The sequence below is a fragment of the Microvirga solisilvae genome (assembly GCF_022808595.1).
Lineage (GTDB): Bacteria > Pseudomonadota > Alphaproteobacteria > Rhizobiales > Beijerinckiaceae > Microvirga > Microvirga solisilvae.
Window position 1 is genome coordinate 283756 of record NZ_JAKUCN010000005.1, and the last position, 26459, is coordinate 310214.

Consider the following 26459-nt stretch of genomic DNA (forward strand, 5'->3'; position numbering starts at 1 on the left):
CGCGGAACTGTGAAGGATCAAATGCTTCACATCGAAGGCCGGGAAAGACAGAGGATTATTCCGCCAGCACCCGGGTCGGCGGGAAGATCACCTCGACGAGGGTCCCGTCGTTCGGCTGGCTCGAAATCTGCAGGGCGCCGCGATTGGCCTCTACCAGGGCTTTGGTCAGCGGAAGGCCGAGGCCTGTGCCGCCAGCCCTGCGGGATGTTGCGATCTGGCGGAACGGTTCGAGGGCGGCCTCGACCTCCTCCGCCGTCATGCCGATGCCAGTATCGCGCACGCGAATTGCTACCTCGCCGCGATCGGTCATCGCGGTCGAGACGATCACCTGGCCGCCTGCATCCGTGAACTTGATGGCGTTGGAGACGAGGTTGAGCACGATCTGACGTACGGAGCGCTCGTCAGCCACCACGGGCGGAAGCTTGAGAGCGAAGCTCGTGCGCACGACGATGCGGTCGCGCATGGCCTGCGGCTGAAGCAGGGTGACGCAGGACGAGACGAGATCGTTGAGGCTCACGCCCGTGAACGACAATTCCAGGCGCCCCGCCTCGATCTTCGCGAGATCGAGCAAATCGTTCACGAGGCTGATTACATGCGAGCCGGAGGCGTGAACGTCGCGCAGATATTCCTTGTAGCGATCATTGCCGATGGGACCGAAACGCTCTTCCAGCATCACCTCGGCAAAGCCAATGATCGCATTGAGCGGCGTGCGGATTTCGTGACTGATCTTGGCGAGAAGATCGGATTTCTGGGCGCTCGCCTGCTCTGCCGCGCGCTTCGCGCCGACAAGCTCGCCCTCCGCCTTCTTGAAAGTGGTCATGTCGCGCAGCACCGCGCAGAACTTGCGGCTTTCGCCGTCGCCCACCGTACCCATCGTCATGAACAGCGGGATGGTGCCGCCCTGGCGCTCGCGGCCCAGAACCTCGCGGCCGTCATTGAGCAGGCTCGCCACGCCCGGCGAGCGCAGGCTCTCAAGATAATCAAACGCGGCCTTGTGGCTCTCGGGAGCAAGCAGGATCGTGATGAGATTGCCTGCCACTTCACGCTGGTGATAACCGAAAAGCGCTTCAGCCGAGCGATTGAGCGAGATGATACGGCCTGCCTCGTCGAACAGGATCACGCCATCCGTCGCCGTGTCGAGAATAGCCTCCAGTTCCTGCACGCGGCTGTCCTGCGACCGCTCCGCCCTGTCATGAGCGAACGACCTGCGGATCAGCATGAGCTCGGCGCGCTCTCCGTTCCACTCGATATCGGAGGCGCGCACGCTGACAGGCATGTTCTCCCCATGCCGCGCCGTGAGCGCGAGGCCGGCCTCGTCCTCCTGCGCTGATCGAAGAGCGGGCGATCCGCTGAAGAGTTGCACAAGACCGCCCGCCTGCATGAGCTGATCGCTGTCCGCATAACCGGTCAGGTCGAAAAGGAAGCGGTTAGCGAAGAGAATCTGTTCGCCGCGATGAATGAGAATACCGACGGGAAGACGGTCTAGGATGCGATCGCCATTATCGATGACGTCAGGCGTCGCGGGCTCGCCGGGAGTCTCCTCGACAACCTGTTCGACTTCTTCTGAAACCCGTTCGACCTCTTCGATCTCCTCCTCGTCGTGCGATGCCACCTCTTCGGGAGCTTGCGCATGCTGCGCGCTCTTCTCCTCGAGGCGTGCGCCCAGCGCGCGGGCGATCTCGCGGAACGCATTGCGCTCGGCGGAGGACAGCGTCGATGCGGGCTCAACGCGCGGTTTTTCTTCGCTTGGTTCTCTCTGCGGCGCGCCCTCACTCTCCGTGGGCTTCTCCGCCGGCTTGGAGCTTGCGAGGGCCTCGGCCACACGATCGCGCAGATGGGAGAACCAGTTGTCCTCCTCCTGCGGAGCTTCAGTAGGTTCATCCTCCTCCGCGACCGGCATCTCTTCCGGGGGAGCGAAGGGCAAGGCCGCATCGGTTAGGAAGCTCTCGAGCTCGGGATTGGCTGCAGGGAGTTCCACGTTCTCCCGCTCGCGCATGTCGTCCATGCGCAGAACACCGAAGCCGCGGAATCCGGTCAGCTCACGGTGCGGCCCGAAGACCGGCATGCCGGCCCAATCGACCGCCACCTCCATGGCTTGGCGATCCATGGCCCAATAGACATTGCGCGCGCTCCAGGTTTCGCCACGCGCGAAAAGACCTTCGATCTCACCATCGGGATCGGACACAACGGAGCGTGTCAGCTCACTCCAGGTCTTTCCGACAATATCCCCTGCCCTCGGGCCGACAGCCTCGGCGAGGACGGGCGAGACCATCGTGAAACGTGCGTCGGCATCCGCCTGCCAGACGAAACGGATGGAGCCGCGCGGCTTGTCTTCAGGCGTGGAGACTTCTTCCGAAGCATCCTCGTCGGCGGCATCGTCATCAATGTGAGAAAGGGACGGCGTTTCAGGTACGGCATCGCGCTCGAAGCCCTGGGGAACGGGCCCGAGCAGCGCGGTCACCAGAACCTCATCCCCGTCATCGAGAGCCGCCAGACGGCAGGCGCAGGGAACTGGCTGCCAGGGACGGATGGGGTTGAGACGCAGCCGCTCCAGGCGCCCTCCCTCCCGGGGGGCGGCTCCTGCGGCCAAGGCCTTCAGGCGCTCGCGGGCGCGAAGATCGGAGATGAGCCGACCCGACTTGTCGGCAAAGGCCTCGGCCAGGCCCTCGGCTGCCGGGGAAGCCCAGAGCAACCGCTCGACCGCCCGATCCCAGACGAGCACAGGCGCGCCAGGCCTGGCCATGAGGCTCAGGTCCGGCTCGGCGGCAAGCCGCGCGATCAGCGCTTCATACTGGTTGGGAGCCTTGTTCATGGCGTCCTTGGTCTCAAACCATCCTGGAATAAGCTTAGTGGACAGACTTTAGACCAGACTTGGCAAGGAGACAGCAAGCTTGAGCCCTTGAATCCTTTTACTTTCAGGTAACCTTAATGGTTCAGGTCCCTAAAGCAGTTGATTTTGCATTGCACAATGTGATATTGCACTGCACAATACCCTTAAGGAAGAGGAGCACCCCATGGCGACGAACCAGAACCAGAACTACGAAGTCCCGGCCGAAATGCGCGACTTCGCCGAGAAGAGCGTCGAGCAGGCCCGTAAGGCCATCGACGGCTTCATGACCGCCGCCCAGAAGACCGTCGACACCTTCGAGGGTTCGGCCAACACGGTCCAGGCCAGCGCGAAGGATGCCACCCGCAAGACCTTCACCTATGCCGAGCAGAACCTGTCGGCGGCTTTCGACCTCGCCCAGCGCATGGTTCGCGCCAAGGACATGCAGGAAGCTATGCAGATCCAGGCCGAGTTCGTCCGCAGCCAGTTCGAGGCCATGCAGACCCAGATGAAGGAATTCGGCTCGCTCGCGCAGTCTGCCATGAAGCAGCCGACTTCGAAGAAGTAAGCCCCTTCTCTTTATCCCGCTCGCGAGGACGTCACGATGACGGAAACCAAGAAGACCAGGACCCGTAAGCCGGCGGGCGCTCCGAAAAGCGCTCCCAAAGCCGATCTCGTCGAGATGGCGGCAGCTTCCGTTGCCGAGGTGACGGAGATCGTCGAGGCCGCGGAGCCTGTGCCTGCTCCGAAGCCCTCCGTCTCCGCCAAGACGAAAGCCAAGGAGAGCGAGCCCCTTGCCTTCTCCCTGAAGGACCAGGGCGAGGCTTTCCGCCTGGCTCTGCGCGAGGCGGCTTCCGTCTCGGCCAAGGGCGCTCTCGAGGTGAACGACAAGATCATCGAGGCCCTGCAGGCTCAGGGGCACGCCGCCCTCGACCTGTGGCGCACGGCCATCGACACCTCCCGCCAGCCGGACGGTTTCAACGTCCAGACCGGCGTGGCCCGTCAGGCCTTCGAGACGGCCTCCGCGCAATGGAAGGACGTGGCCGAGACCACGGCACGCTGGATGACGAAGAGCGTGGAACCGCTGCAATCGGCCCTGCTGCGCCACCGCTGATCAACAGCTATCGGCGCTCACGATGATGCGATAAGGCTTGGCCATGACTGGCCAGGCCTTTTTTCATGCGCCCTCCCCGATCCCCGCCGTGATCGCTGTCGTGATCCGCGAGGGCGAGGCGCTCCTCGTGCGCAGAGCCAATCCGCCCGATGCTGGTCTGTGGGGCTTTCCCGGCGGCAAGATCGAGTTCGGAGAAACCGTTGCCGACGCGGCCCTTCGGGAACTTAAGGAAGAGACCACAGTCGAGGCAGAGGCGCTCGACGTCATCACCACGCTCGATATCCTCGTGCCGTCCGAAGACGGCGGCATCCGCCAGCATTACATTCTGATCGCCGTGACATGCCGCTGGCTTTCCGGTGAGCCTGTGGCGGGTGATGATGCCCTCGAGGCCCGCTGGTTTTTCGTGGATGAACTCGATCCCGCAACGCTTCCCATGAGCGCGGATGTGGATGTGATCGCCCGAAAGGCCGAGAGCATGAACGGAATGACGGATCGGCCCTGACACTCACTCCGCTTCAAAGAAAAAGCCCTGCCGCAAGGCAGGGCTGAAGGTGAGATGTCTCTATGCTTTGAGCCGGCCGGTTCAAATCAATAAGTCATACGCTCAGAAATCATTCACTACAGCAATACACCAGCGCGATCATGGTTGATGAAAAGTAAACATTCATAAAGCGTCAAGCATGTCGCCATCGAATACAGGCAATCATATTGCATGAGTACCTCTTCCGGGCTTATGACACAGGGGACAGGCAATTACTGCCTAGCGTATTTCGATGTTAACTCGGGACTTAAAGTGATGCGTACTTCTGCTCTTGCTCTTTTCGCCGCCTCTGCTGCTCTCGCCATTGCCGCTTCGAGCGCTCAGGCTGCTGACCTTCCCTCCCGCTACTCCCCGGCCCCGGCCTACAACGCCATGCCGATCTTCACCTGGACCGGCTTCTACGCTGGCCTGAATGCCGGCTATGGCTGGAGCACGGGTACCAGCCGTTATTATGACCCGGCCTTCGGCGTGACGGGCGGCGGCAGCAAGGGCGGCTTCATCGGCGGCGCGCAGGGCGGCTACAACTATCAGTTCGGCATGTTCGTGCTCGGCGCTGAGACCGACATCCAGTACGCCGCTGTCGGCAACAAGGGTTCGTCCTACGGCAACACCTACTATCCGGGCGACTCCGACGGTTACTTCGGCACGATCCGCGCTCGCGCCGGTGTGGCCTTCGACCGCGCTCTCGTGTTCGGCACCGCCGGCTTCGCTTATGGCGACATCGGCGGCAACAAAGGCCTCGACACGGAACTCGGCGCTCACCGCGAGAACAGCAACAACTGGGGCTGGACTCTGGGTGGTGGCGTTGAATACGCTCTGACCAACAACTTCACCGCGAAGGTCGAAGGTCTCTACGTGAACCTCGACACCAAGGACAACTACGTGCATGCCGACCGCGTGCACATCCGTCGCGACACGGAGTTCGGCGTGTTCCGCGCAGGCGTAAACTACAAGTTCAACTAAATCTTAGCTCATAAGATTAAGAGGAGGCCCGATGCTTGCATCGGGCCTTTTTCGTTGTCTGCTGCGATCTTTTTCCGGCAATAAAAACTATGAAATTTAAATGATATTACATAGCTAAATCTTTGGGATACATTCTATTATTTGTATTTGAGCATTGCCTCGTGTAGCAATGAAGCCGCTTATTCTAAAATTCGAAATATAACATTGTTCAGCTCGCGATATCGCAGCGCAAATTACATAAGCAGAGTAGCGCACCCAACGCGAATGCAGTGAGCAAAGATCAAGAGTGCCGTTATGCGTCTCTGGGGCCTATCATGGTTACGCCGGCGTCTTCCGAACCCAGGCGAGCTATCACACCTGCAAGAAAAGCAGGCAGATGCTTTTGATCTCTCGAGATATACACACGCGTTTGCAGAGAGCACGTCGGATTGCGTGTTCTTTCTCGACAGCGATTGGCGCTTCACATTCTTCAACACCCGCGGGGCCACGGAACTGAAGGTCAAATCCGATGTTTTGGGAGCTTGCATCTGGGACAGGTTTCCGAAAATCGTCGGCACCATCTTCGAAGCGAATTATCGCCGCGCCGTAGACGAACGCGAAACGCGGATTTTCGAAGCCTACTTCGAGCCTCTCTCGGCTTGGTACGAGGTGCATGCCACGCCGGTGGACAATGGCCTCATGGTCATCTTCCGCAATATCAATGATCGGCATGCTGCGGCGGAAGCATTACAGCTCAGGGAGCAGCAACTCGCCACGGTCTTCAGCCAGACCATGGTCGGGATCATGCATCGCGATTTGAACAGCCGTGTGCTGATGATCAACCAGCGATATTGCGACCTCCTGGGCCGTACCAGGGAAGAGCTGGATGGCCTGCCGATTGCGGCTTTCACCTATGAGGAAGACCTCCAGGAAAATCTGGCCGTGTTCAAGCGGCATCTCGCAACGGGCGAGCCATTCCAGATCGAGAAGCGCTATGTCCGTCCCGACGGATCGCTTGTGTGGTGCGCCGTGACGGTGACCTTCGTGCGCGATGAAACCGGAAAACCAGTCTCGGTCATCACCGTGGCCGAGGACATCAATGCCCGCAAGAAAGCGGAAGAGACGGCACGTGAGAGCAAGGACCTGCTGCAAGTCGTCATCGACAGCATTCAGGATCTGATCTTTGTAAAGGACCGAAAAGGACGTTTCGTCTTCGCGAACCGCCAGCTCACGCAGGCCTGCGGACCGGTCGAAGGAACGCTCGACAAGGAGTTCTTTGCGTCCGACGCAACCGAGGTCCATCCTCAATCGGATCACAGGGTGCTGTTCTCCGGCGAGCCGGTCACCATCGATGAGGTCATCCCCATCTGGGGACACCCACGACGGTTTCAAACCGTGAAGGTGCCCTGGTGGCAGAATGGCGAGATCGTCGGCGTGATCGGCGTCTCCCGCGATCTGACGGATCGCCTGCAGGCAGAGGCTGAACTTCTCGAAAGCAAGCGCCAGCTCGCAACGCTCATCGATAATCTGCCGGACCTCGTCTATCAGTGCGATATCGCAGCACCATGGCCCTTTACCTTCATGAGCGAAGGCGCGGAGGCTCTGAGCGGATACCCATCACCCGACTTCATCGAGAAGAAGATCAGCTGGGGCGAAATCATCCATCCGGACGATCTTCAGGCGGTCGAGAATGCCGTTCTCGACAGCATCGCGAAGCGGGAGTCCTTCCACGTCGTGTATCGGATCAGGAACCGTTCGGGCGACATCCGCTGGGTTGCCGATCGCGGACAATGCATTCTCGATGCGTCGGGAGAGCCGGCTTTCCTCGAAGGCATCATCAGTGATGTCACCGCGCAGAAGGAGGCGGAGGACAAGATTACTTGGGCGGCGCATCACGACCCGCTGACACGTCTTCCCAACCGCGCGCTCTTCCAGATCCGTCTCGCCAAGGCTCTCGAGCAATCGGCAAAGTCAGGCCGCAAGGTCGGCCTGATGATCCTCGATGTCGATCACCTGAAGGAGGTCAATGACAGCCTCGGGCACGACGCGGGCGATGCCGTGTTGCAGGCGGTGGCCAACCGGCTCAGCGCCGCCGTCCGCCCCACCGACACGGTCGCCCGCAACGGTGGCGACGAGTTTGCCATCATCCTTCCCGACATCGGTGACGAACAGGACATCAAGGCGCTCATCACACCGATCCTCGAACAGCTGCAAAGGCCCCTTCCCTATACGGGGCGCATGCTCGATTGCCGTGCGAGTGTCGGTGCCAGCATCTGGCCAGACCATGCGCAAGAGGCGCCCGATCTGCTCAAGCAGGCCGACATTGCGCTCTACACCGCAAAGGCGATGGGTCGAAACCGGGTGATGATCTTCGAGCCCTCCATGCGAACCGAGGCGCAGAGGAAAGCCGAGATGCGCAACAACGCGCGCGGCGCGATCGATGCGCGCAGCATCGAGCCTTTCTACCAGCCCAAGGTGTATCTGAATTCCGGCGAACTCGCAGGCTTCGAGGCGCTTTTGAGATGGCGCAACACGCGTGCAGGCATCGAGCTTCCCGCAAGCATCCAAGCCGCCTTCGACGACCCGCTTCTCTCGGTTGCTCTCAGCAAGCAGATGCATGACATGGTTTTCGAGGACATGCGCCGCTGGCTGCAGGAGGGCGTCGCTTTCGGCCACGTGGCGATCAACGCCTCGGCCGCGGAATTCCGCGATCCGGAATTTGCCGACAGGATCCTCGAGCGCCTTCGCGCAGGAAATATCCCCAACCGCTGCCTCGAGATCGAAGTGACCGAGACAGTCTTCCTCGGCCGAGGCGCCGAGTCCGTCGAGAAGGCTTTGCGCACCTTGAGCCGCGAGGGCGTGAAGATTGCTCTCGACGATTTTGGCACGGGCTATGCCTCGCTCTCGCACCTCAAGCAGTTCCCGGTGGACATCATCAAGATCGACCGCACCTTCGTGCATGATCTCGCCAGCAACCCTGACGATCCGGCGATCCTTCACGCCGTCCTCAATCTCGGGAAGAGCCTCGGCATCACTACCGTGGCCGAGGGCGTGGAAACGGCGATCCAGGCAAACTTCCTGCGCGCGCAAGGCTGCGATCTAGGCCAAGGCTTCCTGTTCGGCGGAGCAAATCCGAGCACGCAGATCCCGGATCTGATCAAGAACTGGGACGTCAGCGAGCTGAACATCCCGGAGCTCGACACCCTGCCACTGAAAGAGCGGAAGCTACGTCGCTAGCGCCGTGCGGGAAGCATTTCTGCGACGCAGGCGCGCCTCCTCTTCCTCGCTCTTCTTGAGAGCGAGGAGACGACGCGCGGCCGTGCCGCCGGATTGCGCGGCGTAGAGCCTGTCATTGAGCACCTCAATCTGCCAGCGCTGAAATTCGAGCAGGGCCTGAAGGCCTCTGATATGCGCACGCAGTTCGAGTGCTTCCTGTAAGGGATCTGGTCCGCCAACTTTCATGGGGCCACCCCTGACTTTCTTGGGATGAATCATGGCTGAACGCGAAGACTCTGAAATAAGGGGACCGAGATCCCCACGATAATGGAATGGAACGTCAGTGAATGTGGTGCTGAGCGGAACAAGGATCCCGATCAGCGAAGGCATGCAATGGATCAATGTCGGCAGCCTGGAGCTTGCTCCGCAGCCGAGCCCGTTCTGGTGATTTGCGGGCTTCAATAAATGGTACCTTCTTACATTTGCATCATCGGCGCAAGGCTCAAGATGCCGCATGGCCAAGCTTGCAGGCACATTTTCACATCCAGGAACCGCGCGTCATCCTTGGCTGTTTGAAAGACAAAGCCATCCCTTCGAAGGAGCCTCGCGCATGCCCGATCAACGCCACGAAATGGAAGCGGAGAAAATTCTCGCGCAGATCGACAAGCAGGATTCAACAGCAGCGCAGCAGATGCGCCATCTGATCGCTCAGGCTTTGGAAACAGCGGAAAAACGCGGCCGCGAGATGTCGGCTCGCCTAAAGGAGTCAAGCGGCTAAGCCTTCTTTAACGGCAAAGGCTTTTCATCCTGCGACATCGACATCCAGGAACGGCTTCCACCCGAGGCTCGTTGCCTTCATGTGCGATACGACACAGCCGCACGACCTCGGGCGTGGTGATCTTCCGAGAGTGAGAGGATGAAGCAATGCGACGCCTGATCTTGACCGTTCTGCTGAGCTCTTTCGGACTTCTGTCCGCACATGCCCAGGAAGCGAACACCCGGATCGCGTCGATGCCCTATTCCGACTGCCTGGCCATCATTGCCGAGACAGCACAGGAGATGGATGAAGCGCCGGTCCGCCTTGTCGATAACGGCGACAAGACGACGGTGCGGATCAATGCGGAGGACGGGTTCGTCACGGTTTCCTGCGAGCGCAACGGCGACCGGATGATCCTGACCAAGAGCCCCGTCCCGGAAGCAGCCGGCATGACGGCAGCCCGCTAAGAGCGCATTCAGCCAATAAAAAAAGGCCAGGGCACCCGCCTCTGACCTCCCTCTTCCCACCGTTGGGAATGGTACAGCCGCCCCGGCTCGAACGGGGGACCCCCAGATCCACAATCTGGTGCTCTAACCAACTGAGCTACGGCTGCACGTGAGGCAGGGTGTAATCGCGCCTGCGATCAATTTCAAGGCTTCTTTGCATCGCCAGGCCCAGAAATGAAAACGGCGGACCAAATGGCCCGCCGCTTCAAGGGGTTAGGCTCGAAAAGCCTTATTCGGCGGTCGCACCGGCGGCCTTGAGGACCGGGGTCCAGCGGGCCACTTCGCTGTTGACGAGCTTCTGGAGGCCTTCGGGGGTCTTCTCCTCGGCGCTCGGCAGGACGCCGCCCAGCTCCAGCAGGCGCTTCTTGGTGTTCTCGTCATCGAGGGACTTCACGAGAGCCTCGTTGAGCTTCTTCACCACATCCGGGGGTGTGCCCTTCGGGGCAAACACGGCGTTCCAGGCGCTGACCTGATAATCGCCGAGGCCGGCTTCCTTGGTCGTCGGCACGTTCGGCAGAACAGGCGAACGCTCAGGAGTGGCAATGGCAAAGGCCTTGATGTTGCCACCCTGGATCTGCGGAGCCACGTTGACGATCTGGTCGGTCATGTAATCGACCGTATTGGCCATGAGATCGTTCAGGGCCGGGCCCGTGCCGCGATAGGCCACCATGGTGGGCTTCGCCTTGATGATCGAATTGAACAGGATGCCCGTCGAGTGGGAGACCGAGCCCACGCCCGCATGGGCCATGTTCACCTTCTCGCCGTTGGTCTTCATGTAGTCGAGGAAGCCCTTCAGGTCGTTGGCCGGGAAGTCCTTCTTGGCCACGATGACGATGGGTGTGCCTGCGGCCATGCCGATGGCGGCGAAATCCTTCGTCGGATCGTATTTGAGGTTGGGATAGAGGGCGGGAGCAGCGCCGTGCGTGCCCATGTGGCCCATCATGATGGTGTAGCCGTCGGGCTGCGACTGGGCGGCGCGGGTGATGCCCGTGGTGCCGCCGGCGCCCGCCACGTTCTCGATCACGATCTGTTGACCGAGCGTGCGGGACATGTGGTCGGTAACGATGCGGGCCACGACGTCCGTCGGGCCGCCGGCCGCGAACGGCACGATCATGGTGATCGGACGCGATGGGAAATTCTGAGCCTGTGCGCCCGTTGCAGCCAATCCAGCGACGGCGGCGAAGGCCAGAGCAATCTTCTTCATCAATCTTCCTCCCTAGGAAAGTTATGCGCTTACATTGTGGGCAGCAGCGTCCCGATTGCAAGCTACTCGGTGAACACCTCGTCCCTCCCCTTTCGTATGGAGGGGAGCAGCGCGATGATGAGCAGGATGGCCGCGACGGCGAGAAGACCCGCGCTGACCGGACGCTCGATGAAGGTCTCGAGCGAGCCGCGCGAGAGGATGAGCGCACGGCGCAGGTTCTCTTCCATCAGCTTGCCGAGCACGAAGCCGAGCAGCATGGGCGCGGGCTCGAAGCCGAACTTGATCAGCATGTAACCCACGAAGCCGAAGAGGGCGATGAACATCACGTCCGTCGGCAGCGAGTTGATGGAGTAGATGCCGATGCAGCAGAACATCAGGATCGCGGGGAACAGCAGGCGATAAGGCACCTTGAGCAATCGCACCCACAAGCCCACCAACGGCAGGTTGATGACGAGCAGCATGAGATTGCCGATCCACATGGAGGCGATCATGCCCCAGAACAGGTCCGGGTTTTTCGTCATCACCTGCGGGCCGGGAATGATGCCGTGGATCGTCATGGCACCAACCATCAGCGCCATCACCGCATTCGGCGGAATGCCCAACGTTAGCAGCGGAATGAACGAGGTCTGCGCGCCAGCATTGTTGGCGGATTCAGGACCCGCCACACCCTCGATGGCGCCGCGTCCGAAGCGGCGTGGATCCTTCGCGAGCTTCTTCTCCAGCGTATACGACGCGAACGGCCCGAGCACCGCGCCGTTGCCGGGCAGGATGCCGAGAACGGCGCCGATGAGCGTGCCGCGAATGGCGGGCTTGTAGGCCTGCTTGAAATCGTCCTTGTTCGGCAAGAGACGGCCAATCGCCTGGCGCACCACGTCGCGATGCTCGGTGTGATCGAGATTGCGCATGATCTCGGCAATGCCGAAAACGCCCATGGCCAGCACTGCAAAATCGATGCCGTCGGAGAGGAAGGCGAGACCGAAGGTCATGCGCTCCTCGCCCGTCTCGAGATCGAGACCGACGGTGGAAAGCAGCACGCCCAAAAGGATCATGGCAATCGCCTTAAGGATCGAGCCACGCGCGAGCACCACCGCGAACACAAGGCCCATGACCATGAGCGCGAAATACTCGGTCGGGCCGAAGAGTAGGGCGAGACCGGTGAGCGGCTTGCCGAGCGCGGCGATCACGAGAGTCGCAACCGTGCCCGCGAAGAACGAGCCGATGGCAGCCACGCCGAGCGCGATACCGGCGCGGCCTTGGCGCGCCATCTGGTGACCGTCAAGCGCGGTGACCACTGATGTCGCCTCACCTGGGATATTCACGAGGATCGCCGTGGTCGATCCGCCATATTGCGCGCCGTAATAGATGCCGGCGAGCATGATGAGCGCGCCGGTCGGATCGAGGCTGAAGGTGATCGGCAGCAGCATCGCGATGGTGGCGATGGGGCCGACGCCCGGCAGCACGCCGATCAGCGTGCCGACGAGGCAGCCGATGAAAGCCGAGAGAATATTCTGGACCGAGAAGGCGACGGAAAATCCTAGGCCGAGATTGGAAAACAGATCGCCCATCAGATCCTCCCGCTATGGTCGGCGACATCGACCGTCGTGCGGCGGGAGCCGCGGGTCGTGAAGAAAACAAGGAGAGCAGCAATCGCCATGATGGCTGCGATGGTGCGCAGGATCGCATTCTGCGACCAGCCCGCCGGGAAGACACCGGCCAAGGCCTGCGGGAACATCGGGATCGGCAGATTGAGCAGCGCGCTGTCGCCGAACATGATCATGCAACCGGGCGTCAGCGCGAGCGCGAGGATCAGAAGCTCTCTGAAGCGTGCATCGGGCGTCGCGAAGCCACCTATGACGATGGCCAGCGGTCCTGCGAACATGAGACCGAGACCGGGAATAGCGACAGATCCGGAAGCATAGCCACGGATCGTCAAAGCGAATGACAGGATCGCCACGATGATGAAGAAGGGACCGCGGATGCTCCAGCGCTCCAGCAGATCACCATCCTTGATGAAGGCGAGAACGATGAGCGCGAGGCCCGAAAGGGCCACGCCGACGGCAAGCCAGCGGGGCAGCATGGCGGGGCCCATGGCATTCAGCCGTCCCTGGTCGAGGTCCTTCGTGAGCCACAGGGCCAAGGCGGCGAGCGCGATCAGAAAAAGGCCGCCTGCGAGGCTCTGCGGGGCCCGGACCGCCCCTCGACGGGAGGCCGCCCCCTGATTTTCGTGAGGAATGGACATGAAGGAAAACCTCCCGACAGGCGCTTGGGAGCACCTTGTTTCTCGTTCATTGCCAATGTGGCCTAAGGCAAAATCCGGGATCAAGCATCCGCCTCTTTAGGCGAAGGCCTTCTCAACAGGGCATGCCTCTCGTTCCCGATGTGGAACGAAGCCTGAGGAGAATCCTTATATGGCACAGGCGCCTCATGGGAAGCTTGAGCGGAACGACTTGATCGACCGCCTCAGGTTGTCTAGATGTTCGCGCTAGCCAGGCCGGGCCCCTCTGGTCGCTCAACTCGTTGGGCGGCGATGTCGGACTGGATGAACCAGGGTGGCCTGGATTCGTTCAAGCAGACGTTTAGCCCGCATCCTCAGCCAGGGCCGGTCTTCCGGCCCCGCCGATGCGGGACAAGCGTCTCCTCGAGGGTATCACATGCGCTGCTCCTCAACCGACAACGAGACAACGCATGTTTGAACTCTCCCAATTCTTCGGCCCGGAAGTGGTCGCCTTCCTGATGGTGGTTGGCATCGACCTGGCACTTGCCGGCGACAACGCTATCGTCATCGGCCTTGCCGCCGCCGGCCTGCCCAAGGAACAACGCAACAAGGCCATTCTCCTCGGCGTTCTCGCGGCAACCGGCCTGCGTATCGTCTTCGCCCTCATCACGACGCAGCTTCTGGCGATCGTCGGCCTGCTTCTCGCCGGTGGCATTCTGCTGCTCTGGGTGTGCTGGAAGATGTGGCGCGAGCTGCGCACGACCCATGAGCAGGAAGAAGCCGCTGAGGAAGCACTTGAAGGCAAAGACCTCAACGCGGACGGCACCATTGCCGGCGGCGCGCCGCGCAAGACCTTTGCCCAGGCCGCCTGGCAGATCATTATCGCCGACGTGTCGATGTCGCTCGACAACGTGCTCGCCGTCGCGGGCGCGGCGCGCGAGCATCCCTACATCCTCGCCTTCGGCCTTCTCCTCTCCATCGCCCTGATGGGCGTTGCCGCCTCCTACATCGCCCGCCTGCTCCAGCGCTATCGCTGGATCGCCTATGTGGGTCTGGCAATCATTCTCTATGTGGCTCTCAAGATGATCTACGAAGGCTATGTGGAAGTAGCGCCCTACGTGACGAGCTTCCTGGCTTAAGGAACGCGATGGTCGGCCCATGTCCGACCATTGTCACCATTGACGGCGGGAATGCGGGAAGGCAGAGAGCATATCGCTCATGTCCTCCTCTCCCCGCCCTTTCTTTTCTCTGGCCGGTCTCCGCTACGGCGCGCGTGCGTCGTTGCCAGCATTTCCCGGCTTCATCATGTTCGCCGTCGCGTTCGGCACGGCCGCAGCCCAGAAAGGGCTGACGCTTTTTGAAGCCATGGGGCTTTCCGCCTTCGTCTATGCGGGCGCTTCTCAGATGGTCGGGCTCGAGATCTGGCAGAAGGCTTGGACACCCACCACGATCCTCACCATCATGACCGTCACCGCTGTCGTGAATTCGCGCATGATCCTGCTCGGCGCGACACTCCAGCCCTGGCTGCGCTACGAGCCCATCCCACGCAGTGCGCTCAATCTCTTCCTCATCACGGAAGCGGGCTGGCTCATCGGCACGCGCTATTACAACGAGGGCGGCCGCGATGTGGGCGTGCTTCTCGGCGCGGGGCTCATTCTCTGGCTCGTCTGGCAATTCGCGACGATCGTCGGCTTCTTCGCGGGGGCACTCGTGCCGGAGCCGAGAACCTTCGGGCTCGATCTCGTGATGCCGATCTTCTTCAGTGTCATGCTGGTGCCGCTCTGGAAAGGACCGCGCACCGCCCTGCCCTGGATCGTGGCCGGCCTCGTCTCCTACATCACGCATGCTCTTTTGCCCGGCTACGGCTACATCGTCGCGGGCGCGCTTGCGGGCGTGATTGCAGGGATGCTGATCGAATGAGCGACATGAGCAGCTTCATTGCGAGTCCCTGGGGCGCGGCTCTCGCCATTGCGGCGATGACGCTCGTCACCTTCCTGTGCCGCATCGGCGGCGTCGTGCTGATGAGTCATGTGCGCATTACGCCGCGCGTCGAGCGCGGGCTTCGCGCGCTGCCGGGCTCGATCATTCTTGCCACGATCTTGCCTGTCGCCCTCGACAACGGCTGGCCCGCCATCGTCGCGCTCGGCGCGGCCATCGCGGTGATGGCGACAACGCGCATCGATCTTCTCGGCCTTGCGGCGGGCTTAGGCACCCTCTCCATCATCAGGGCTCTTCTGTGAGCCCTGCTTGAGGCGCACGCGGATGCGATAGATCAGTCCGTCGCGGATGTTGCGATAGGCGTCCAACATCTGATCGCGCGAGCCCTGCGTGATCGTCGGATCGGGCGTGGGCCAATATTCGACATCCGCCGCGATTGTGCGCGTGAGTTCGAGCGCGGCGTGATGCGCCTCCGGCGAGAGGGTGATGATGAGATCGAAGTTCAATCCCTCCCACTCTTCCAGCTCTTCCAGCGTGCGCGGCTTGTGCTTGGCGGCGTCGATGCCGATTTCGGAAAGCGTCGATACCATGAAGCCATCCGGCTCGCTTTTGCGCACGCCGGCGGATTGCACATAGATGGACTTGCCGAAATAGTGGCGCGCAATCGCCTCGGCCATGGGCGAGCGCACCGCGTTCATCGCGCAGACGAACAGAACCGAATGGATCCGCTTCTCGCGCGCGTTCTCCACGCGTCAGCCTTTCCAGTGAAGGGCGAAGATCAACGTGAACAGGCGCCGCGCCGTGTCGAAATCCACGTCGAGCTTTCCGTCGAGACGCTGGCGAAGGATTTCCGCCGCCTCGTTGTGCAGGCCGCGCCGCCCCATGTCGATGGCTTCGATCTGCGCGGGCGAAGCGGAGCGGATCGCCTGATAATAGCTCTCGCAGATCATGTCGTAGTCACGAATGACTTTTCTGAATGGCGTCAGCGACAAGTGATGTGAGACGAGAGGCGCCCCATCCTGCGCGGAAACCTCCAGGCAGAGCTTCTTCTCGATCAGCGAGATACGCAAAACATAGGGGCCGCCGTCATAGTTCGGCAGCGCGAAACTGTTGTCTTCGAGGATGTCGTAGATCGCGATGGCCCGCTCATGTTCCTGATCGGGATTGCCGCGTCCGATGGATGCCTCGTCGAGGGTGACCGCCACCAGGCGGCACCGCTCCTTCGTTTTGCTCGACATCCCCCCTCCAACAGGCCTCACAGGTTCAGGCGGATCGCCACGGACCGTGCATGCCCTTCCAATCCCTCAGACCGCCCCAGCGCGATAGCTGCGGGGCCGAGCGCCCTCAGGGCGCCCGGATCGCACTTCAGGATCGAGGTTCGCTTCATGAAGTCAAGCACCCCGAGGCCGGAGGAGAACCGGGCGGAGCGCGCGGTGGGCAGAACATGGTTCGGCCCGCCCACATAATCGCCGATGGCTTCCGGCGTATGGCTGCCGAGGAAGATGGCGCCCGCATTGCGCACTTGTCCCGCCAGCTCCTCCGCATTCTCGGTTTCGATCTCGAGATGCTCGGGCGCCAGGCGGTCGACGAGCGGAATGGCGTTTTCGAGCTTGTCGATGAGAATGATCGCGCCGTAATCGCGCCAGCTCGCGCTCGCGATTTCCGCCTTCGGCAGGGTCTTGAGCTGACGCTCGACCGCCTTCTCGACCGCATCGGCAAGCGAGGCGCTGTCGGTGATCAGGATCGATTGCGCTGCGGGATCGTGCTCGGCCTGCGCCAGAAGATCGGCGGCGATCCAATCGGGATTGGCGTGGGAATCGGCGAGGACCAGAACCTCGGAGGGGCCCGCGATCATGTCGATGCCCACCTGCCCGAACACGCGGCGCTTGGCGGCGGCCACATAGGCATTGCCGGGACCAACGATCTTGGCGACGGGCTTCACGCAATGTGTGCCGTAGGCCAGGGCCGCGACAGCCTGCGCGCCGCCGATGCGAAACACCTCGTCGACGCCGGCAAGGCGCGCGGCGGCAAGCACGAGCGGGTTGGTCTCGCCGCGCGGGGTCGGCACCACCATCGCGATGCGTGGCACGCCCGCGACCTTCGCGGGCACGGCGTTCATGAGCACGGAGGACGGATAGCTCGCGCGTCCGCCGGGAACGTAGAGGCCCACGGATTCGATGGCCGTCCAGCGCCAGCCGAGGGTGACGCCGAGAGCATCCGTTGTCATCGAATCTTCAGGGCGCTGCGCGCGGTGATAGGCCTCGATGCGCTGCTTCGCGAGGGCGAGCGCATCGAGCGCTTCCTTCGGGCACTGGGCTTCGGCCGCATCGATTTCCGCGTCGGAGATCCTCAGCGTCTCGGGCTGGAGCGCCAATCCGTCGAAGCGATAAGTGTAGTCGATGAGAGCCTCGTCGCCCTTGGCCACCACATCTTCGATGATAGCGCGCACCGCCTGATCCACATCCTCCGACACCTCGCGCTTGGCCGAGAGCAAGGCGGAGAAGGCCATCGGGAACGAGGCGTCCCGCGCGTCGAGCCGTTGCACCATCACAGGCGCTCCGACTGCGGCTGATCCTCGTGGACGGGGCGGCTTTCGGCAGCCCAGACCGGGCCGATGTCTTTCATCTGCATTTCGATGCACTCCAGGTCCACCTGGATGGCTCCGCCTTCGGCAAAGATCAAGGTGGCAGTGCCGGAAGGCGCATCGCCCTGCTCGAACGCAATAGCAAGAAGGTTAAGAACCGCGTCCTTGTTGGACTGGTCGATGCCGCGCACGCGCACCGCCTTCACATGCTCGAAATGCATGCAGGTCAGCCGGCGCTGGGGCGTGGCGGCCTCCCAATCGTAGCGGCGTGTCTGGATGGCGAAGCGGCGTTCCTTGGGGAGATAGGCGATATCGCCGATCCGCAGCAGCGAATCCTGCAAATGGGCGGAAATGACGGCAAGATCTTCCGGATCGAACGCAACGAGTCTCAGGAGGTCCATGAGCCTAAACCTATGTTGAACTTTAATGTTTAGGTAGAGAGCCACCCGGCTTCGCGCAACCTTTCCGCTTAAGTCTGGGTTCAGCTTTGAAAGGCTATGATGGCCTAAATCAACGGAAGGATGTGCCGAATGAAACGTCTCATGCTCTCAGCCCTGGCGGCTCTGGCCTTCGCGGCCCCGGCGGCCGCCCAATATTATGGCAATCCCTATTACGAGGAGCGGCGCCCTGCTCCCCGCTATTACGAATACGAGAGCCCGGGCTACGGCTACCGCCCTCAACCCTATGAAGAGCGGCGCGTGTACCGTTACGAGCGGCCCCGCTACGAAAGGCCTCGCTATGAGACCCGCCGTGCGGCGTCCGGGTACGGCCATGTCTGCGTGACTTCCCGGGGAAGCTGCGAATACCCGCAACCCTTCCGGATCGGCGTCGGCTGCCGCTGCGATATTCCCGGCTTCGGCATGAAGCGCGGAAACATCGGTTACTGAGCAAATATTTGGGAGCGGAGGCTTAGAGCCTCCGCCTCGATCAGCCGCGGATACGCTCGATCTCGGCACCGCAGCGGGCGAGCTTGGCCTCCAGGGCCTCGAAGCCGCGATCCAGGTGATAGACGCGGTTGATGGTGGTCTCGCCATCGGCCACGAGGCCGGCAATCACCAGGGACACCGAGGCGCGAAGATCGGTAGCCATGACCGGCGCGCCCTTCAGAGTCGGAACACCGTCCACATAGGCGCAATCGCCGTCGAGGCGGATCTGGGCGCCGAGGCGCGCCAGTTCCTGCACGTGCATGAACCGGTTCTCGAAGATCGTCTCGCGGATGCGCGACGTGCCGCTGGCGCGGGTCATGAGAGCCATGAACTGAGCCTGCAGGTCCGTCGGGAAGCCCGGAAACGGATCGGTTGTCACGTCCACGGCCTGGATGCCGTTGCCGTTGCGGCGGATGCGGATGCCGCTATGGGTCGGGGACACTTCAGCTCCGGACTGACCCAATACGTCGAGGGCAGCCTGAAGATATTCGGGACGGGTGTTCTCTAGCACCAGATCGCCACCGGTCATGGCCACTGCCATGGCATAGGTGCCGGTCTCGATACGGTCGGGCATCACGTCATGGGACGCGCCATTGAGCTTGGCGACGCCCTCCACCACGATCTCGGAGGTGCCGTGTCCTGAGATCTTGGCGCCCATCTTGATGAGGCATTCGGCCAGATCCACCACCTCGGGCTCGCGGGCGGCATTGCGGATGACGCTGCTGCCCTGGGCGAGCGTCGCGGCCATCAGGGCCACGTGGGTGCCGCCCACGGTTACTTTTCCAAAGTCGATCTCGGCGCCACGCAGCCCCTTGGGAGCGGTGGCGACCACATAGCCGGCCTCGATCTCGATGGCAGCGCCGAGCTTGGCGAGGGCCATGATGAGCAGGTCCACCGGACGGGTGCCGATGGCGCAGCCGCCGGGCATGGACACCTTGGCATGGCCGAAGCGGGCCACCAGTGGAGCAATGACCCAGAAGCTGGCGCGCATGGTGGAGACCAGCTCGTAAGGCGCGCAGGTATCGATGATATTCTTGGATGTCAGCCGGATTGTCTGGCCCGTCTCGGAGGACTGGCCGGGCCGACGGCCGGCAATGGAATGATCCACGCCGAAATTGCTCATGATGCGCAGGAGCGAGGAGATGTCCGCGAGCCGCGGCACGTTGCCAAGCTCCAGCGTCTCATCCGTGAGCAGGCTCGCGATCATGAGAGGCAGGGCCGCATTCTTGGCGCCGGAAATCGGGATCAATCCGTTGAGAGGCGCGCCGCCCCGGATGCGAATGCGGTCCATGTAACTGTATTCCTCTTGAACTTGTGGGCTTATGCTATGAGCGCCCTGAGCATTATAGGCTAGTCCGACGGCTTGTCGCGGTCGGACGAAGTGTCCGAACGCACGCCCTCGGTTTCGGTTCCAGCCGCTTTCGCAGCCTGAAGCCGGCCCCTGGCCTGAGCCTTCCGTTTTCTCAGATTTTCCTTTAAGGCCGCCTTAAGCCGCTCGGCCTTGTCTTGCGATTTTGCGTCAGTCATGGTTCACGCGACCCATCGTCGCCTTTCCCAATAAAGGCTTCGCGAAGCGCCCTCAACCGCAATATCGAAGACCGGCTTTGACCAGGATCAAGGTGGTCTGGCATAATGAATGAGTAAATCCCCGGGCATTGCGTTGCCCACCCGGTGAGATGATGAACTATCAGGATTTCTTCACGTCTGCCCTCGACCGCCTTCAGGCGGAGCGCCGTTACCGTGTTTTTGCCGATATCGAGCGCAAGGCAGGCCAGTTCCCCCATGCCATCTGGCACAGCCCTGAGGGCCCTAAGCCCATCACGGTCTGGTGCTCCAACGATTATCTCGGCATGGGCCAGAACCGGGATGTGACCCGCGCCATGGTCGAGGCTGCTTGGCGGCTCGGCACCGGCGCCGGAGGGACCCGCAACATTTCCGGCACCAGCCATCCCATCGTGGAGCTGGAAGCCGAGCTCGCCGACCTTCATGGCAAGGAGGCGGCCCTCGTCTTCACCTCGGGCTATGTTTCGAATCAGACCGGCATCTCGACGCTGGCCAAGCTGATCCCCAATTGTCTGATCCTCTCGGACGCCCTCAACCACAATTCCATGATCGAGGGCGTGCGCCAGTCGGGCTGCGACAAGGTGATTTTCCGCCATAACGACCTCGAGCATCTGGAAGAGCTGCTTCAGACCGCCGGCGACCGGCCCAAGCTCATCGTGTTCGAGAGCGTCTATTCCATGGACGGGGACATCTCTCCCATCCATGCCATCTGCGATCTCGCCGAGCGCTACGGCGCCATGACCTATCTCGACGAGGTCCATGCGGTGGGCATGTACGGCCCGCGCGGCGGCGGCATCGCCGAGCGCGAGGGCGCCATGCACCGGATCGACGTGATCGAGGGCACCCTCGGCAAGGCTTTCGGCGTCATGGGCGGGTATCTCACCGGCACCAAGGCCGTGATGGATGCCGTGCGCAGCTTTGCGCCGGGCTTCATCTTCACCACCGCCCTCCCCCCGGGCGTGGCCGCGGCCGCGACGGCATCGATTCGCCACCTGAAGGCCTCGTCCAAGGAGCGGGAGATGCAGCAGCGGCAGGCCGCACGCACCAAGCAGGTGCTGAACGGGCTGGGACTGCCGGTGATGGACACGGTGACCCATATCGTGCCGGTGATGGTCGGCGACGCGGAAGCCTGCAAGGCGGCCTCCGACCGCCTGCTGGAGAAGCACGGAATCTATATCCAGCCGATCAACTATCCCACCGTGCCCCGCGGCACGGAACGCCTGCGCATCACTCCCGGTCCTTTCCACAGCGACGCCCTGATCAACGCTCTCGGCGCTGCTCTCGTGGAGGTTTGGGGCGCCTTGAAGCTTCCCCTGGGGCAAAAAGCACAAGCTGCCGAATAAAAGATCGATTCCAATCTTGCGCACCGGGCCGGGCTGTGGCAGTAAGCGGCCCTGCTCGTTGGCGGGCTGCCGTAGCTCAGTGGTAGAGCACTCCCTTGGTAAGGGAGAGGTCGAGAGTTCGATCCTCTCTGGCAGCACCATCCCAAATCCTTACGCCACAAGGGTTCGAGACCCTCAAGAACTTCCTTTCATCCGGCAGGATCAAGCAGAGCTTCACGGGAACATCCCCATTCGACTCGGAAAATCCGGGAACTGATGATTGCGTGACCGTAGCGATAGGCCGGATTGGTTCATCCATGCTGGAAAATGCGAGTCTTCTAGCTGCCCCTGCCCTAGATAGCGGCGAGCCTGAACCGCTGATCAATCTTTCCGAGGAAGCTCCGCAAGCGGATGATGGGGGCACCCATCATGGACGATCAGAGGCGGTTGATGGGTAGGGATCAGAAGCCTTAATCCGCCTTCCCCATATCCCGCTCAAACGCCTCTGCCATTGCCTTGAAATAGGGGTCTCCCGAGATCTGATAAAGCTGCAGCTGCTGTTTGGGGGTGCGGGAAGGTGCATAATCAACTTTCTTCCAGTCGCTCAGGGCATAGCGGTTGACCTTGCCCGCGCGGCGGTAGAGATGAGCATACTCTCGAACAGTCGTAATCCCGCCCTGCACCATACGCAAAACCCATCTCTCGGGACGGTTCCTGTAATAACTTAGCAGGCCGATAATGGTGTAAATCTGCCCATTTAGGACATAGCTTGGGCTTCCCTCTCCATACGGGTACTCATCGAACCAGAGGAAACCGAAGCCATCCACATAGCTGAACCACGGCCCTTGCTTGGTCCCCGTATTGATGATCTTGAAGGCATTGGCATACTTATCCGCCAGCTCAAGCGCCCGTTGGTCTTTCGTGCAGTTGTAAATGTGCATCAGCCCGCGAAGAGCGAAGCCGTTGCCGATCCCACTCACCCAACCGCGCTCGAGCATTCGCTTGGCCGGAGCCTGGAACGGGAAATCATACCGGACGAAAAGAGCATCTCCCTCTGCACTGGAGAACATAAGAAGCCGGTCCATCAGCGCATCGAGGAAAGGCTTAACACTCATCCTGCTCTCTGGATGGGTGGCGGCATAATTGCACAGCATCACCGCATTGGTGAAGAACGAGCTCGGGTTAAACCGCTGTTTATAGACCTCGATATAGGCTGCCGGCCAAGGATCGGGGAGAAGATCATCCAAATTGTTGTTGATCGGACGAGGCTCCCAAGAGGCAGGTGGCACAAGCCTGTCATCTGCATCGGAATAGGTCTTGGCAATGCGATAATTCCTAAACAGGAACTCGCCTGCTCCGGGGATAGCATATGGTCTCAGGTCATCGATTGATCGCACCTCGATAGCAGAGGATTTCATGGCGGTTGGATAGGCCCAGAGAGTCCCAGCCACGACAGCTAACGTCAAGCAGGACGAAGCCGCCACTACAAGCAGTGTTCTTTTCCAAGCCATGATTGCCCCTTTTTGTTTTATTAGGGATTACCATAGGTGGGCCGATCCGGCTATTCCCTTGCATCAGAGGGGTTGACGGGAGGGCTGGGGCAATCGTCCGTGCTCCCTTACAAAGGGGATAGGCCGCCTGGGCGAAGCATACGATTCTTTTGAGGTTATAGAGGATATCAGCCTCCATCCTTCTCGCCCATGCGAGAACAGGCTTTAGATATGTCAGCGATGGCGGCAATTTGGGTTCGCCGTTCTCCATCCCAGCGCATCATAGCAGTATGGTATCCGCCTGCTGCAGGACTGGATTGAGAAGTCCACGCTGCGTAATTACCGCTATATATGAGCGACTTGGCACTAAGTAGCCAATTGCAGCCTACAGAGACTGATGGAACTCGGTAGCCGAAAGACGAGAGGCTTCACCAACTCCTATGTCCTCTTAAGACGAGACAAATCTTGTTTCGGATAAGATCTGCGGAGGCATTGTGCCGCTTCTCCCAATTTTCTGCGCATATTGATCTAGCCAGTACTAGGATTTGTATCGTATTAACATTGCATATGCATTGGATGACAGCCCTTCAAGGGGTGTCGTCTAGATCGGTAAAGCGAAACCGTCATCCGGCGGCTCTCTTCTGCCCGTCAGCACCACTTGGCGGCAAGGTTTCCGACAGGCTGAGCCGTTAGCATCCGCCCACCAACCCCGATTCGGTGAAGCAACGCCGATCCCGTCTTAAGACTTCCTCGCCGAAAGCCAGAATGCCATGCCCGACATCGACTTCGTCACTTCCACGGGAGATGCCTGTATCGACGCCCTGCTGAGCGGCAGCAAATGGGAAACGAACAGCCTGACCTTCAGCTTCCCGAGTTCCTCGTCCTATTACGGGCGCTATTACGGCTATGGCGAGCCGACAGATGCCTTCGAGACACTCAACTCCGTGCAGAAGGCAACGGCGAGGATTGCTCTGAAGCAATATGCTTCGGTCGCCAATCTATACTTCAAGGAAGTCACGGAGACATCCTCCACGCATGCGGTTTTGCGCTTCGCCAAGTCCGATGCTCCATCGACGGCCTGGGCCTATTATCCAAGCATCGCCGATCATGGCGGCGATCTCTGGTTCAACAATTCCGACGGTGATTACGACGCTCCTCGCAAGGGCAATTACGCCTATGCGACCTTCCTGCACGAGCTCGGACATGCGCTGGGCCTCAAGCACGCCCATGAAGACGGCGCCATGCCCTATGCCCGTGACTCGATGGAATACACGGTCATGACCTATCGCTCGCATGTGGGAGCCTCCAGTGTCAGTGGCTACACCAACGAGACTTGGGGCTTCGCGCAATCGCTGATGATGTACGACATCGCCGCGCTTCAGCACATGTATGGCGCTCGCTATTCGACCAACAGCGGCAACACCACCTATTCCTGGAACCCTAAAACGGGCGAGATGTACATCAGCGGCAAGGGTCAGGGCGCGCCCGGCGGCAACCAGATCTTCCTCACCATCTGGGATGGCGGCGGCACCGACACCTACGATCTGTCGAAGTACACCACCGCCGTGCAGGTCGATCTGCGGCCTGGACAATGGACAAAGACCGCCTCCGAGCAGCTCGCCAAGCTGAATTTGAGCGGCACGAAGAAGGCCATCGGCAATATCGCCAATGCGCTTCTTTTCAATGGCGACCCTCGCTCGCTGATCGAGAACGCCAAGGGCGGTTCGGGCAGCGACATCATCAAAGGCAACACGGCTCGCAACAGCCTATTCGGCAATGCCGGCAACGATAAGCTTTATGGCTACTCGGGCAACGACATCCTCAACGGGGGCCTCGGTAAGGATGCTCTCTACGGTGGTTGGGGGACGGACTGTGTCAGCTATTCAGATGCGAAATCCGCCGTCTCCATCGACCTCATGCGCTCATCCAAGAACGGCGGCGCTGCCCTAGGCGACACCATTTACGAAGTGGAAGGCGTCATCGGCAGCGCCTATTCCGACACCATACGCGGAAACGGCGGCAACAACATCATCAAGGGTGGCGCGGGCAACGATAAAATCTATGCGCGCGGCGGCAACGATGTCCTGGATGGCGGAGCGGGTAACGACATGCTCTATGGAAACGCCGGGCAAGATACCATGACGGGCGGATCCGGATCCGATGTCTTCGTCTTCGCCGAAACCGGCATTACGGAGATCGACACTATCCGGGATTTCAGTAGCCGCTACGACCGTATCGACCTTCGCGCCATCGATGCCGATACGGGCACAGCAGGCGACCAGGCCTTCACCTACATCTTCATGACGGACTTCTCCGGAAAGGCCGGCGAGCTGCGCTGTTTAGAAGGTGTGGTGCTGGGCGATGTGAACGGTGACTCGATTGCCGATTTCCAAATCGCAGTCTTCGGCTATACGACCCTTGCGAAAAGCGCCTTCTATCTCTGATCATGAGCGCACGAGGCAGCGATGTCTGATCGCCGCCTCGTGCACAATCAGCCGGTGAAATCGGAAGCCTTGAGATAAATCTCCACGAGGCTTTCGCATCCCTTCCGGTCCTCTTCGTCGAACCGGTTGGGATTCGGGCTGTCGAGGTCGAGCACGCCGAGAACCGTGCCGTTTTTGATAAGTGGCACCACGAGCTCCGAGCGCGAGGCGCTATCGCAGGCAATATGGCCTGGAAAATCATGGACGTCCGGCACGACGATGGATGCCTTGCGTTCGACAGCGGTGCCGCACACGCCACGCCCGACTGCGATCCGCACGCAGGCCGTCTTGCCTTGGAACGGTCCAAGCACCAAACCATCGCCCCGCATGAAATAGAATCCGGCCCAGTTCAGGTCGGGAAGCATCTGATAGATCAGAGCTGACATGTTGGCCGCATTGGCGATGGCATCGGGCTCGCCTTCCAGAAGAGCTGCGAGCTGCTGAGCAAGCGAGGCATAAAGCTCATGCTTGCTGGCTGAGAATGGGAGGGGTTTTGCTTCGAACATAGGCTTCACTTATGGGCAGCCCCCTCCCTTGTCCAGCCCTTCCCCGAACTGCGGCACCAGGGCCGGAAGGCTCCGGACGCCCAGATAAGAGCAAGGGCTCTCCACAATGGAGAGCCCTTGCCGCGGTTTGGAGCTTGTCTTCGTTAGATGACGACGAAGTCGAGGTTTGTGAGGCCCTTGTTCTTGCCGACATTGGCGAAGACGACCTGACCGCCGGCTTTGTTGCCGTTGGCATCGTACCATACGTCGCCCGTCAGCTTGTTGTAGCCAACGAAGTCGTCCTTATCGGCCGCCTTAGCGCCGACGGTGAAGAACGACTTGCTGA

Annotated in this window: 24 protein-coding genes, 2 tRNA genes and 2 pseudogenes; 14 read left to right on the forward strand and 14 right to left on the reverse strand. The window is 60.9% G+C overall.

Going from position 1 to position 26459, the window contains the following annotated elements; all coding sequences use genetic code 11:
* Positions 1–55: 55 nt before the first annotated feature.
* The gene (locus MJ639_RS12660) at positions 56–2812 is read right to left on the reverse strand and encodes a PAS domain-containing sensor histidine kinase (protein ID WP_243373137.1); all 2757 of its coding nucleotides are present in this window, start codon (positions 2810–2812) and stop codon (positions 56–58) included.
* A gap of 202 nt (positions 2813–3014) precedes the next feature.
* Between MJ639_RS12660 and MJ639_RS12665 the strand changes: the two are divergent.
* The 5 genes and pseudogenes from MJ639_RS12665 to MJ639_RS12685 form a co-directional block, all read left to right on the forward strand.
* Positions 3015–3377 (forward strand): annotated as a pseudogene (locus MJ639_RS12665) (phasin); the annotation flags it as partial.
* A gap of 54 nt (positions 3378–3431) precedes the next feature.
* Entirely contained in the window at positions 3432–3941 is a 510-nt protein-coding gene (locus MJ639_RS12670; protein WP_243373144.1) for a phasin family protein, read from the forward strand.
* Between the two features lie 43 nt (positions 3942–3984).
* Positions 3985–4443, forward strand: a complete 459-nt coding sequence (locus tag MJ639_RS12675) for an NUDIX hydrolase (RefSeq protein ID WP_243373146.1) — start codon at positions 3985–3987, stop codon at positions 4441–4443.
* A 294-nt stretch (positions 4444–4737) separates the two neighbouring features.
* The gene (locus MJ639_RS12680) at positions 4738–5445 is read left to right on the forward strand and encodes an outer membrane protein (RefSeq protein ID WP_243373148.1); all 708 of its coding nucleotides are present in this window, start codon (positions 4738–4740) and stop codon (positions 5443–5445) included.
* Positions 5446–5739: 294 nt separating this feature from the next.
* Entirely contained in the window at positions 5740–8661 is a 2922-nt protein-coding gene (locus tag MJ639_RS12685; RefSeq protein ID WP_279306613.1) for a GGDEF and EAL domain-containing protein, read from the forward strand.
* Here MJ639_RS12685 and MJ639_RS12690 read toward each other — a convergent pair.
* Positions 8650–8886: a hypothetical protein gene (locus MJ639_RS12690; RefSeq protein WP_243373160.1), complete on the reverse strand. Its 237-nt coding sequence runs from the start codon at positions 8884–8886 to the stop codon at positions 8650–8652. The genes MJ639_RS12685 and MJ639_RS12690 overlap by 12 nt on opposite strands.
* 268 nt (positions 8887–9154) lie before the next feature.
* Between MJ639_RS12690 and MJ639_RS12695 the strand changes: the two genes are divergently transcribed.
* Entirely contained in the window at positions 9155–9418 is a 264-nt protein-coding gene (locus tag MJ639_RS12695; protein ID WP_243373168.1) for a hypothetical protein, read from the forward strand.
* 146 nt (positions 9419–9564) lie between these two features.
* Positions 9565–9864, forward strand: a complete 300-nt coding sequence (locus tag MJ639_RS12700) for a hypothetical protein (protein ID WP_243373170.1) — start codon at positions 9565–9567, stop codon at positions 9862–9864.
* Positions 9865–9933: 69 nt separating this feature from the next.
* On the opposite strand, the gene MJ639_RS12705 is transcribed toward MJ639_RS12700, so the two are convergent.
* From MJ639_RS12705 to MJ639_RS12720, 4 genes are all read right to left on the reverse strand, one after another.
* A tRNA-His gene (locus MJ639_RS12705) sits at positions 9934–10010 on the reverse strand.
* Between the two features lie 122 nt (positions 10011–10132).
* Complete coding sequence (locus MJ639_RS12710; RefSeq protein ID WP_243373172.1) at positions 10133–11107, reverse strand: tripartite tricarboxylate transporter substrate-binding protein; 975 nt, start codon at positions 11105–11107, stop codon at positions 10133–10135.
* A gap of 62 nt (positions 11108–11169) precedes the next feature.
* Positions 11170–12672 (reverse strand): tripartite tricarboxylate transporter permease, encoded by a 1503-nt coding sequence (locus tag MJ639_RS12715; protein ID WP_243373174.1) that lies wholly within the window; start codon positions 12670–12672, stop codon positions 11170–11172.
* A complete protein-coding gene (locus tag MJ639_RS12720; protein WP_243373176.1) occupies positions 12672–13346 on the reverse strand; it encodes a tripartite tricarboxylate transporter TctB family protein in 675 nt (224 codons plus the stop codon). The genes MJ639_RS12715 and MJ639_RS12720 overlap by 1 nt, the downstream gene beginning before the upstream one ends.
* Positions 13347–13792: 446 nt before the next feature.
* Here MJ639_RS12720 and MJ639_RS12725 point away from each other — a divergent pair, with 446 nt between their 5' ends.
* The 3 genes from MJ639_RS12725 (at position 13793) to MJ639_RS12735 (ending at position 15562) form a co-directional block, all read left to right on the forward strand.
* Positions 13793–14461 (forward strand): TerC family protein, encoded by a 669-nt coding sequence (locus MJ639_RS12725; RefSeq protein WP_243373178.1) that lies wholly within the window; start codon positions 13793–13795, stop codon positions 14459–14461.
* A 79-nt stretch (positions 14462–14540) separates the two neighbouring features.
* Complete coding sequence (locus MJ639_RS12730; protein ID WP_243373180.1) at positions 14541–15242, forward strand: AzlC family ABC transporter permease; 702 nt, start codon at positions 14541–14543, stop codon at positions 15240–15242.
* Positions 15239–15562 (forward strand): AzlD family protein, encoded by a 324-nt coding sequence (locus tag MJ639_RS12735; RefSeq protein ID WP_243373189.1) that lies wholly within the window; start codon positions 15239–15241, stop codon positions 15560–15562. Before MJ639_RS12730 ends, MJ639_RS12735 begins: the two co-directional genes overlap by 4 nt.
* Here the strand turns inward: MJ639_RS12735 and MJ639_RS12740 are convergent.
* The 4 genes from MJ639_RS12740 to MJ639_RS12755 are packed head-to-tail and all read right to left on the reverse strand — an operon-like array spanning position 15527 to position 18245.
* The gene (locus MJ639_RS12740) at positions 15527–16009 is read right to left on the reverse strand and encodes an arsenate-mycothiol transferase ArsC (protein ID WP_341482661.1); all 483 of its coding nucleotides are present in this window, start codon (positions 16007–16009) and stop codon (positions 15527–15529) included. The two genes, MJ639_RS12735 and MJ639_RS12740, sit on opposite strands and share 36 nt — an antisense overlap.
* A 3-nt stretch (positions 16010–16012) precedes the next feature.
* Entirely contained in the window at positions 16013–16498 is a 486-nt protein-coding gene (locus MJ639_RS12745) for a UPF0262 family protein (protein WP_243373191.1), read from the reverse strand.
* Positions 16499–16515: 17 nt separating this feature from the next.
* The gene (gene hisD / locus MJ639_RS12750; protein ID WP_243373272.1) at positions 16516–17805 is read right to left on the reverse strand and encodes a histidinol dehydrogenase; all 1290 of its coding nucleotides are present in this window, start codon (positions 17803–17805) and stop codon (positions 16516–16518) included.
* A gap of 2 nt (positions 17806–17807) precedes the next feature.
* The gene (locus MJ639_RS12755; RefSeq protein ID WP_243373194.1) at positions 17808–18245 is read right to left on the reverse strand and encodes a DUF2948 family protein; all 438 of its coding nucleotides are present in this window, start codon (positions 18243–18245) and stop codon (positions 17808–17810) included.
* Between the two features lie 129 nt (positions 18246–18374).
* Here MJ639_RS12755 and MJ639_RS12760 point away from each other — a divergent pair, with 129 nt between their 5' ends.
* Positions 18375–18731, forward strand: coding sequence for a hypothetical protein (locus MJ639_RS12760; protein ID WP_243373196.1), 357 nt, complete (start codon positions 18375–18377; stop codon positions 18729–18731).
* A gap of 40 nt (positions 18732–18771) precedes the next feature.
* Here MJ639_RS12760 and murA read toward each other — a convergent pair whose 3' ends face one another.
* Positions 18772–20061: a UDP-N-acetylglucosamine 1-carboxyvinyltransferase gene (murA, locus tag MJ639_RS12765; protein WP_243373208.1), complete on the reverse strand. Its 1290-nt coding sequence runs from the start codon at positions 20059–20061 to the stop codon at positions 18772–18774.
* A 388-nt stretch (positions 20062–20449) separates the two neighbouring features.
* Here murA and hemA point away from each other — a divergent pair, with 388 nt between their 5' ends.
* Both hemA and MJ639_RS12775 read left to right on the forward strand, forming a co-directional pair.
* The gene (gene hemA / locus MJ639_RS12770; protein WP_243373211.1) at positions 20450–21676 is read left to right on the forward strand and encodes a 5-aminolevulinate synthase; all 1227 of its coding nucleotides are present in this window, start codon (positions 20450–20452) and stop codon (positions 21674–21676) included.
* A 65-nt stretch (positions 21677–21741) separates the two neighbouring features.
* Positions 21742–21816, forward strand: a tRNA-Thr gene (locus MJ639_RS12775).
* Positions 21817–22125: 309 nt separating this feature from the next.
* On the opposite strand, the gene MJ639_RS12780 is transcribed toward MJ639_RS12775, so the two are convergent.
* Positions 22126–23166 carry a D-glucuronyl C5-epimerase family protein gene (locus MJ639_RS12780; RefSeq protein ID WP_243373213.1) on the reverse strand — a complete coding sequence of 347 codons (1041 nt, stop codon included), beginning with the start codon at positions 23164–23166 and terminating at the stop codon, positions 22126–22128.
* Positions 23167–23915: 749 nt separating this feature from the next.
* Here MJ639_RS12780 and MJ639_RS12785 point away from each other — a divergent pair.
* Positions 23916–25589: a M10 family metallopeptidase gene (locus tag MJ639_RS12785; protein WP_243373215.1), complete on the forward strand. Its 1674-nt coding sequence runs from the start codon at positions 23916–23918 to the stop codon at positions 25587–25589.
* 47 nt (positions 25590–25636) lie between these two features.
* Here the strand turns inward: MJ639_RS12785 and MJ639_RS12790 are convergent, their stop codons facing one another.
* Both MJ639_RS12790 and MJ639_RS12795 read right to left on the reverse strand, forming a co-directional pair.
* Complete coding sequence (locus MJ639_RS12790) at positions 25637–26134, reverse strand: GAF domain-containing protein (protein ID WP_243373217.1); 498 nt, start codon at positions 26132–26134, stop codon at positions 25637–25639.
* 143 nt (positions 26135–26277) lie between these two features.
* A pseudogene (locus tag MJ639_RS12795) lies at positions 26278–26459 on the reverse strand (calcium-binding protein); the annotation flags it as partial.

Bases quoted from the DNA above. Each gene is read 5' to 3' on its own strand.
- MJ639_RS12755 (WP_243373194.1), bottom strand. From the start codon at position 18,245: ATGGACCTCCTGAGACTCGTTGCGTTCGATCCGGAAGATCTTGCCGTC.
- MJ639_RS12760 (WP_243373196.1), top strand. From the start codon at position 18,375: ATGAAACGTCTCATGCTCTCAGCCCTGGCGGCTCTGGCCTTCGCGGCC.
- MJ639_RS12695 (WP_243373168.1), top strand. From the start codon at position 9,155: ATGGCCAAGCTTGCAGGCACATTTTCACATCCAGGAACCGCGCGTCAT.
- MJ639_RS12725 (WP_243373178.1), top strand. From the start codon at position 13,793: ATGTTTGAACTCTCCCAATTCTTCGGCCCGGAAGTGGTCGCCTTCCTG.
- MJ639_RS12790 (WP_243373217.1), bottom strand. From the start codon at position 26,134: ATGTTCGAAGCAAAACCCCTCCCATTCTCAGCCAGCAAGCATGAGCTT.
- hemA (WP_243373211.1), top strand. From the start codon at position 20,450: ATGAACTATCAGGATTTCTTCACGTCTGCCCTCGACCGCCTTCAGGCG.
- MJ639_RS12785 (WP_243373215.1), top strand. From the start codon at position 23,916: ATGCCCGACATCGACTTCGTCACTTCCACGGGAGATGCCTGTATCGAC.
- MJ639_RS12780 (WP_243373213.1), bottom strand. From the start codon at position 23,166: ATGGCTTGGAAAAGAACACTGCTTGTAGTGGCGGCTTCGTCCTGCTTG.
- MJ639_RS12710 (WP_243373172.1), bottom strand. From the start codon at position 11,107: ATGAAGAAGATTGCTCTGGCCTTCGCCGCCGTCGCTGGATTGGCTGCA.
- MJ639_RS12700 (WP_243373170.1), top strand. From the start codon at position 9,565: ATGCGACGCCTGATCTTGACCGTTCTGCTGAGCTCTTTCGGACTTCTG.
- MJ639_RS12735 (WP_243373189.1), top strand. From the start codon at position 15,239: ATGAGCGACATGAGCAGCTTCATTGCGAGTCCCTGGGGCGCGGCTCTC.
- MJ639_RS12685 (WP_279306613.1), top strand. From the start codon at position 5,740: ATGCGTCTCTGGGGCCTATCATGGTTACGCCGGCGTCTTCCGAACCCA.
- MJ639_RS12660 (WP_243373137.1), bottom strand. From the start codon at position 2,812: ATGAACAAGGCTCCCAACCAGTATGAAGCGCTGATCGCGCGGCTTGCC.
- MJ639_RS12720 (WP_243373176.1), bottom strand. From the start codon at position 13,346: ATGTCCATTCCTCACGAAAATCAGGGGGCGGCCTCCCGTCGAGGGGCG.
- MJ639_RS12670 (WP_243373144.1), top strand. From the start codon at position 3,432: ATGACGGAAACCAAGAAGACCAGGACCCGTAAGCCGGCGGGCGCTCCG.
- MJ639_RS12730 (WP_243373180.1), top strand. From the start codon at position 14,541: ATGTCCTCCTCTCCCCGCCCTTTCTTTTCTCTGGCCGGTCTCCGCTAC.
- murA (WP_243373208.1), bottom strand. From the start codon at position 20,061: ATGGACCGCATTCGCATCCGGGGCGGCGCGCCTCTCAACGGATTGATC.
- MJ639_RS12675 (WP_243373146.1), top strand. From the start codon at position 3,985: ATGACTGGCCAGGCCTTTTTTCATGCGCCCTCCCCGATCCCCGCCGTG.
- MJ639_RS12715 (WP_243373174.1), bottom strand. From the start codon at position 12,672: ATGGGCGATCTGTTTTCCAATCTCGGCCTAGGATTTTCCGTCGCCTTC.
- MJ639_RS12680 (WP_243373148.1), top strand. From the start codon at position 4,738: ATGCGTACTTCTGCTCTTGCTCTTTTCGCCGCCTCTGCTGCTCTCGCC.
- MJ639_RS12690 (WP_243373160.1), bottom strand. From the start codon at position 8,886: ATGAAAGTTGGCGGACCAGATCCCTTACAGGAAGCACTCGAACTGCGT.
- MJ639_RS12745 (WP_243373191.1), bottom strand. From the start codon at position 16,498: ATGTCGAGCAAAACGAAGGAGCGGTGCCGCCTGGTGGCGGTCACCCTC.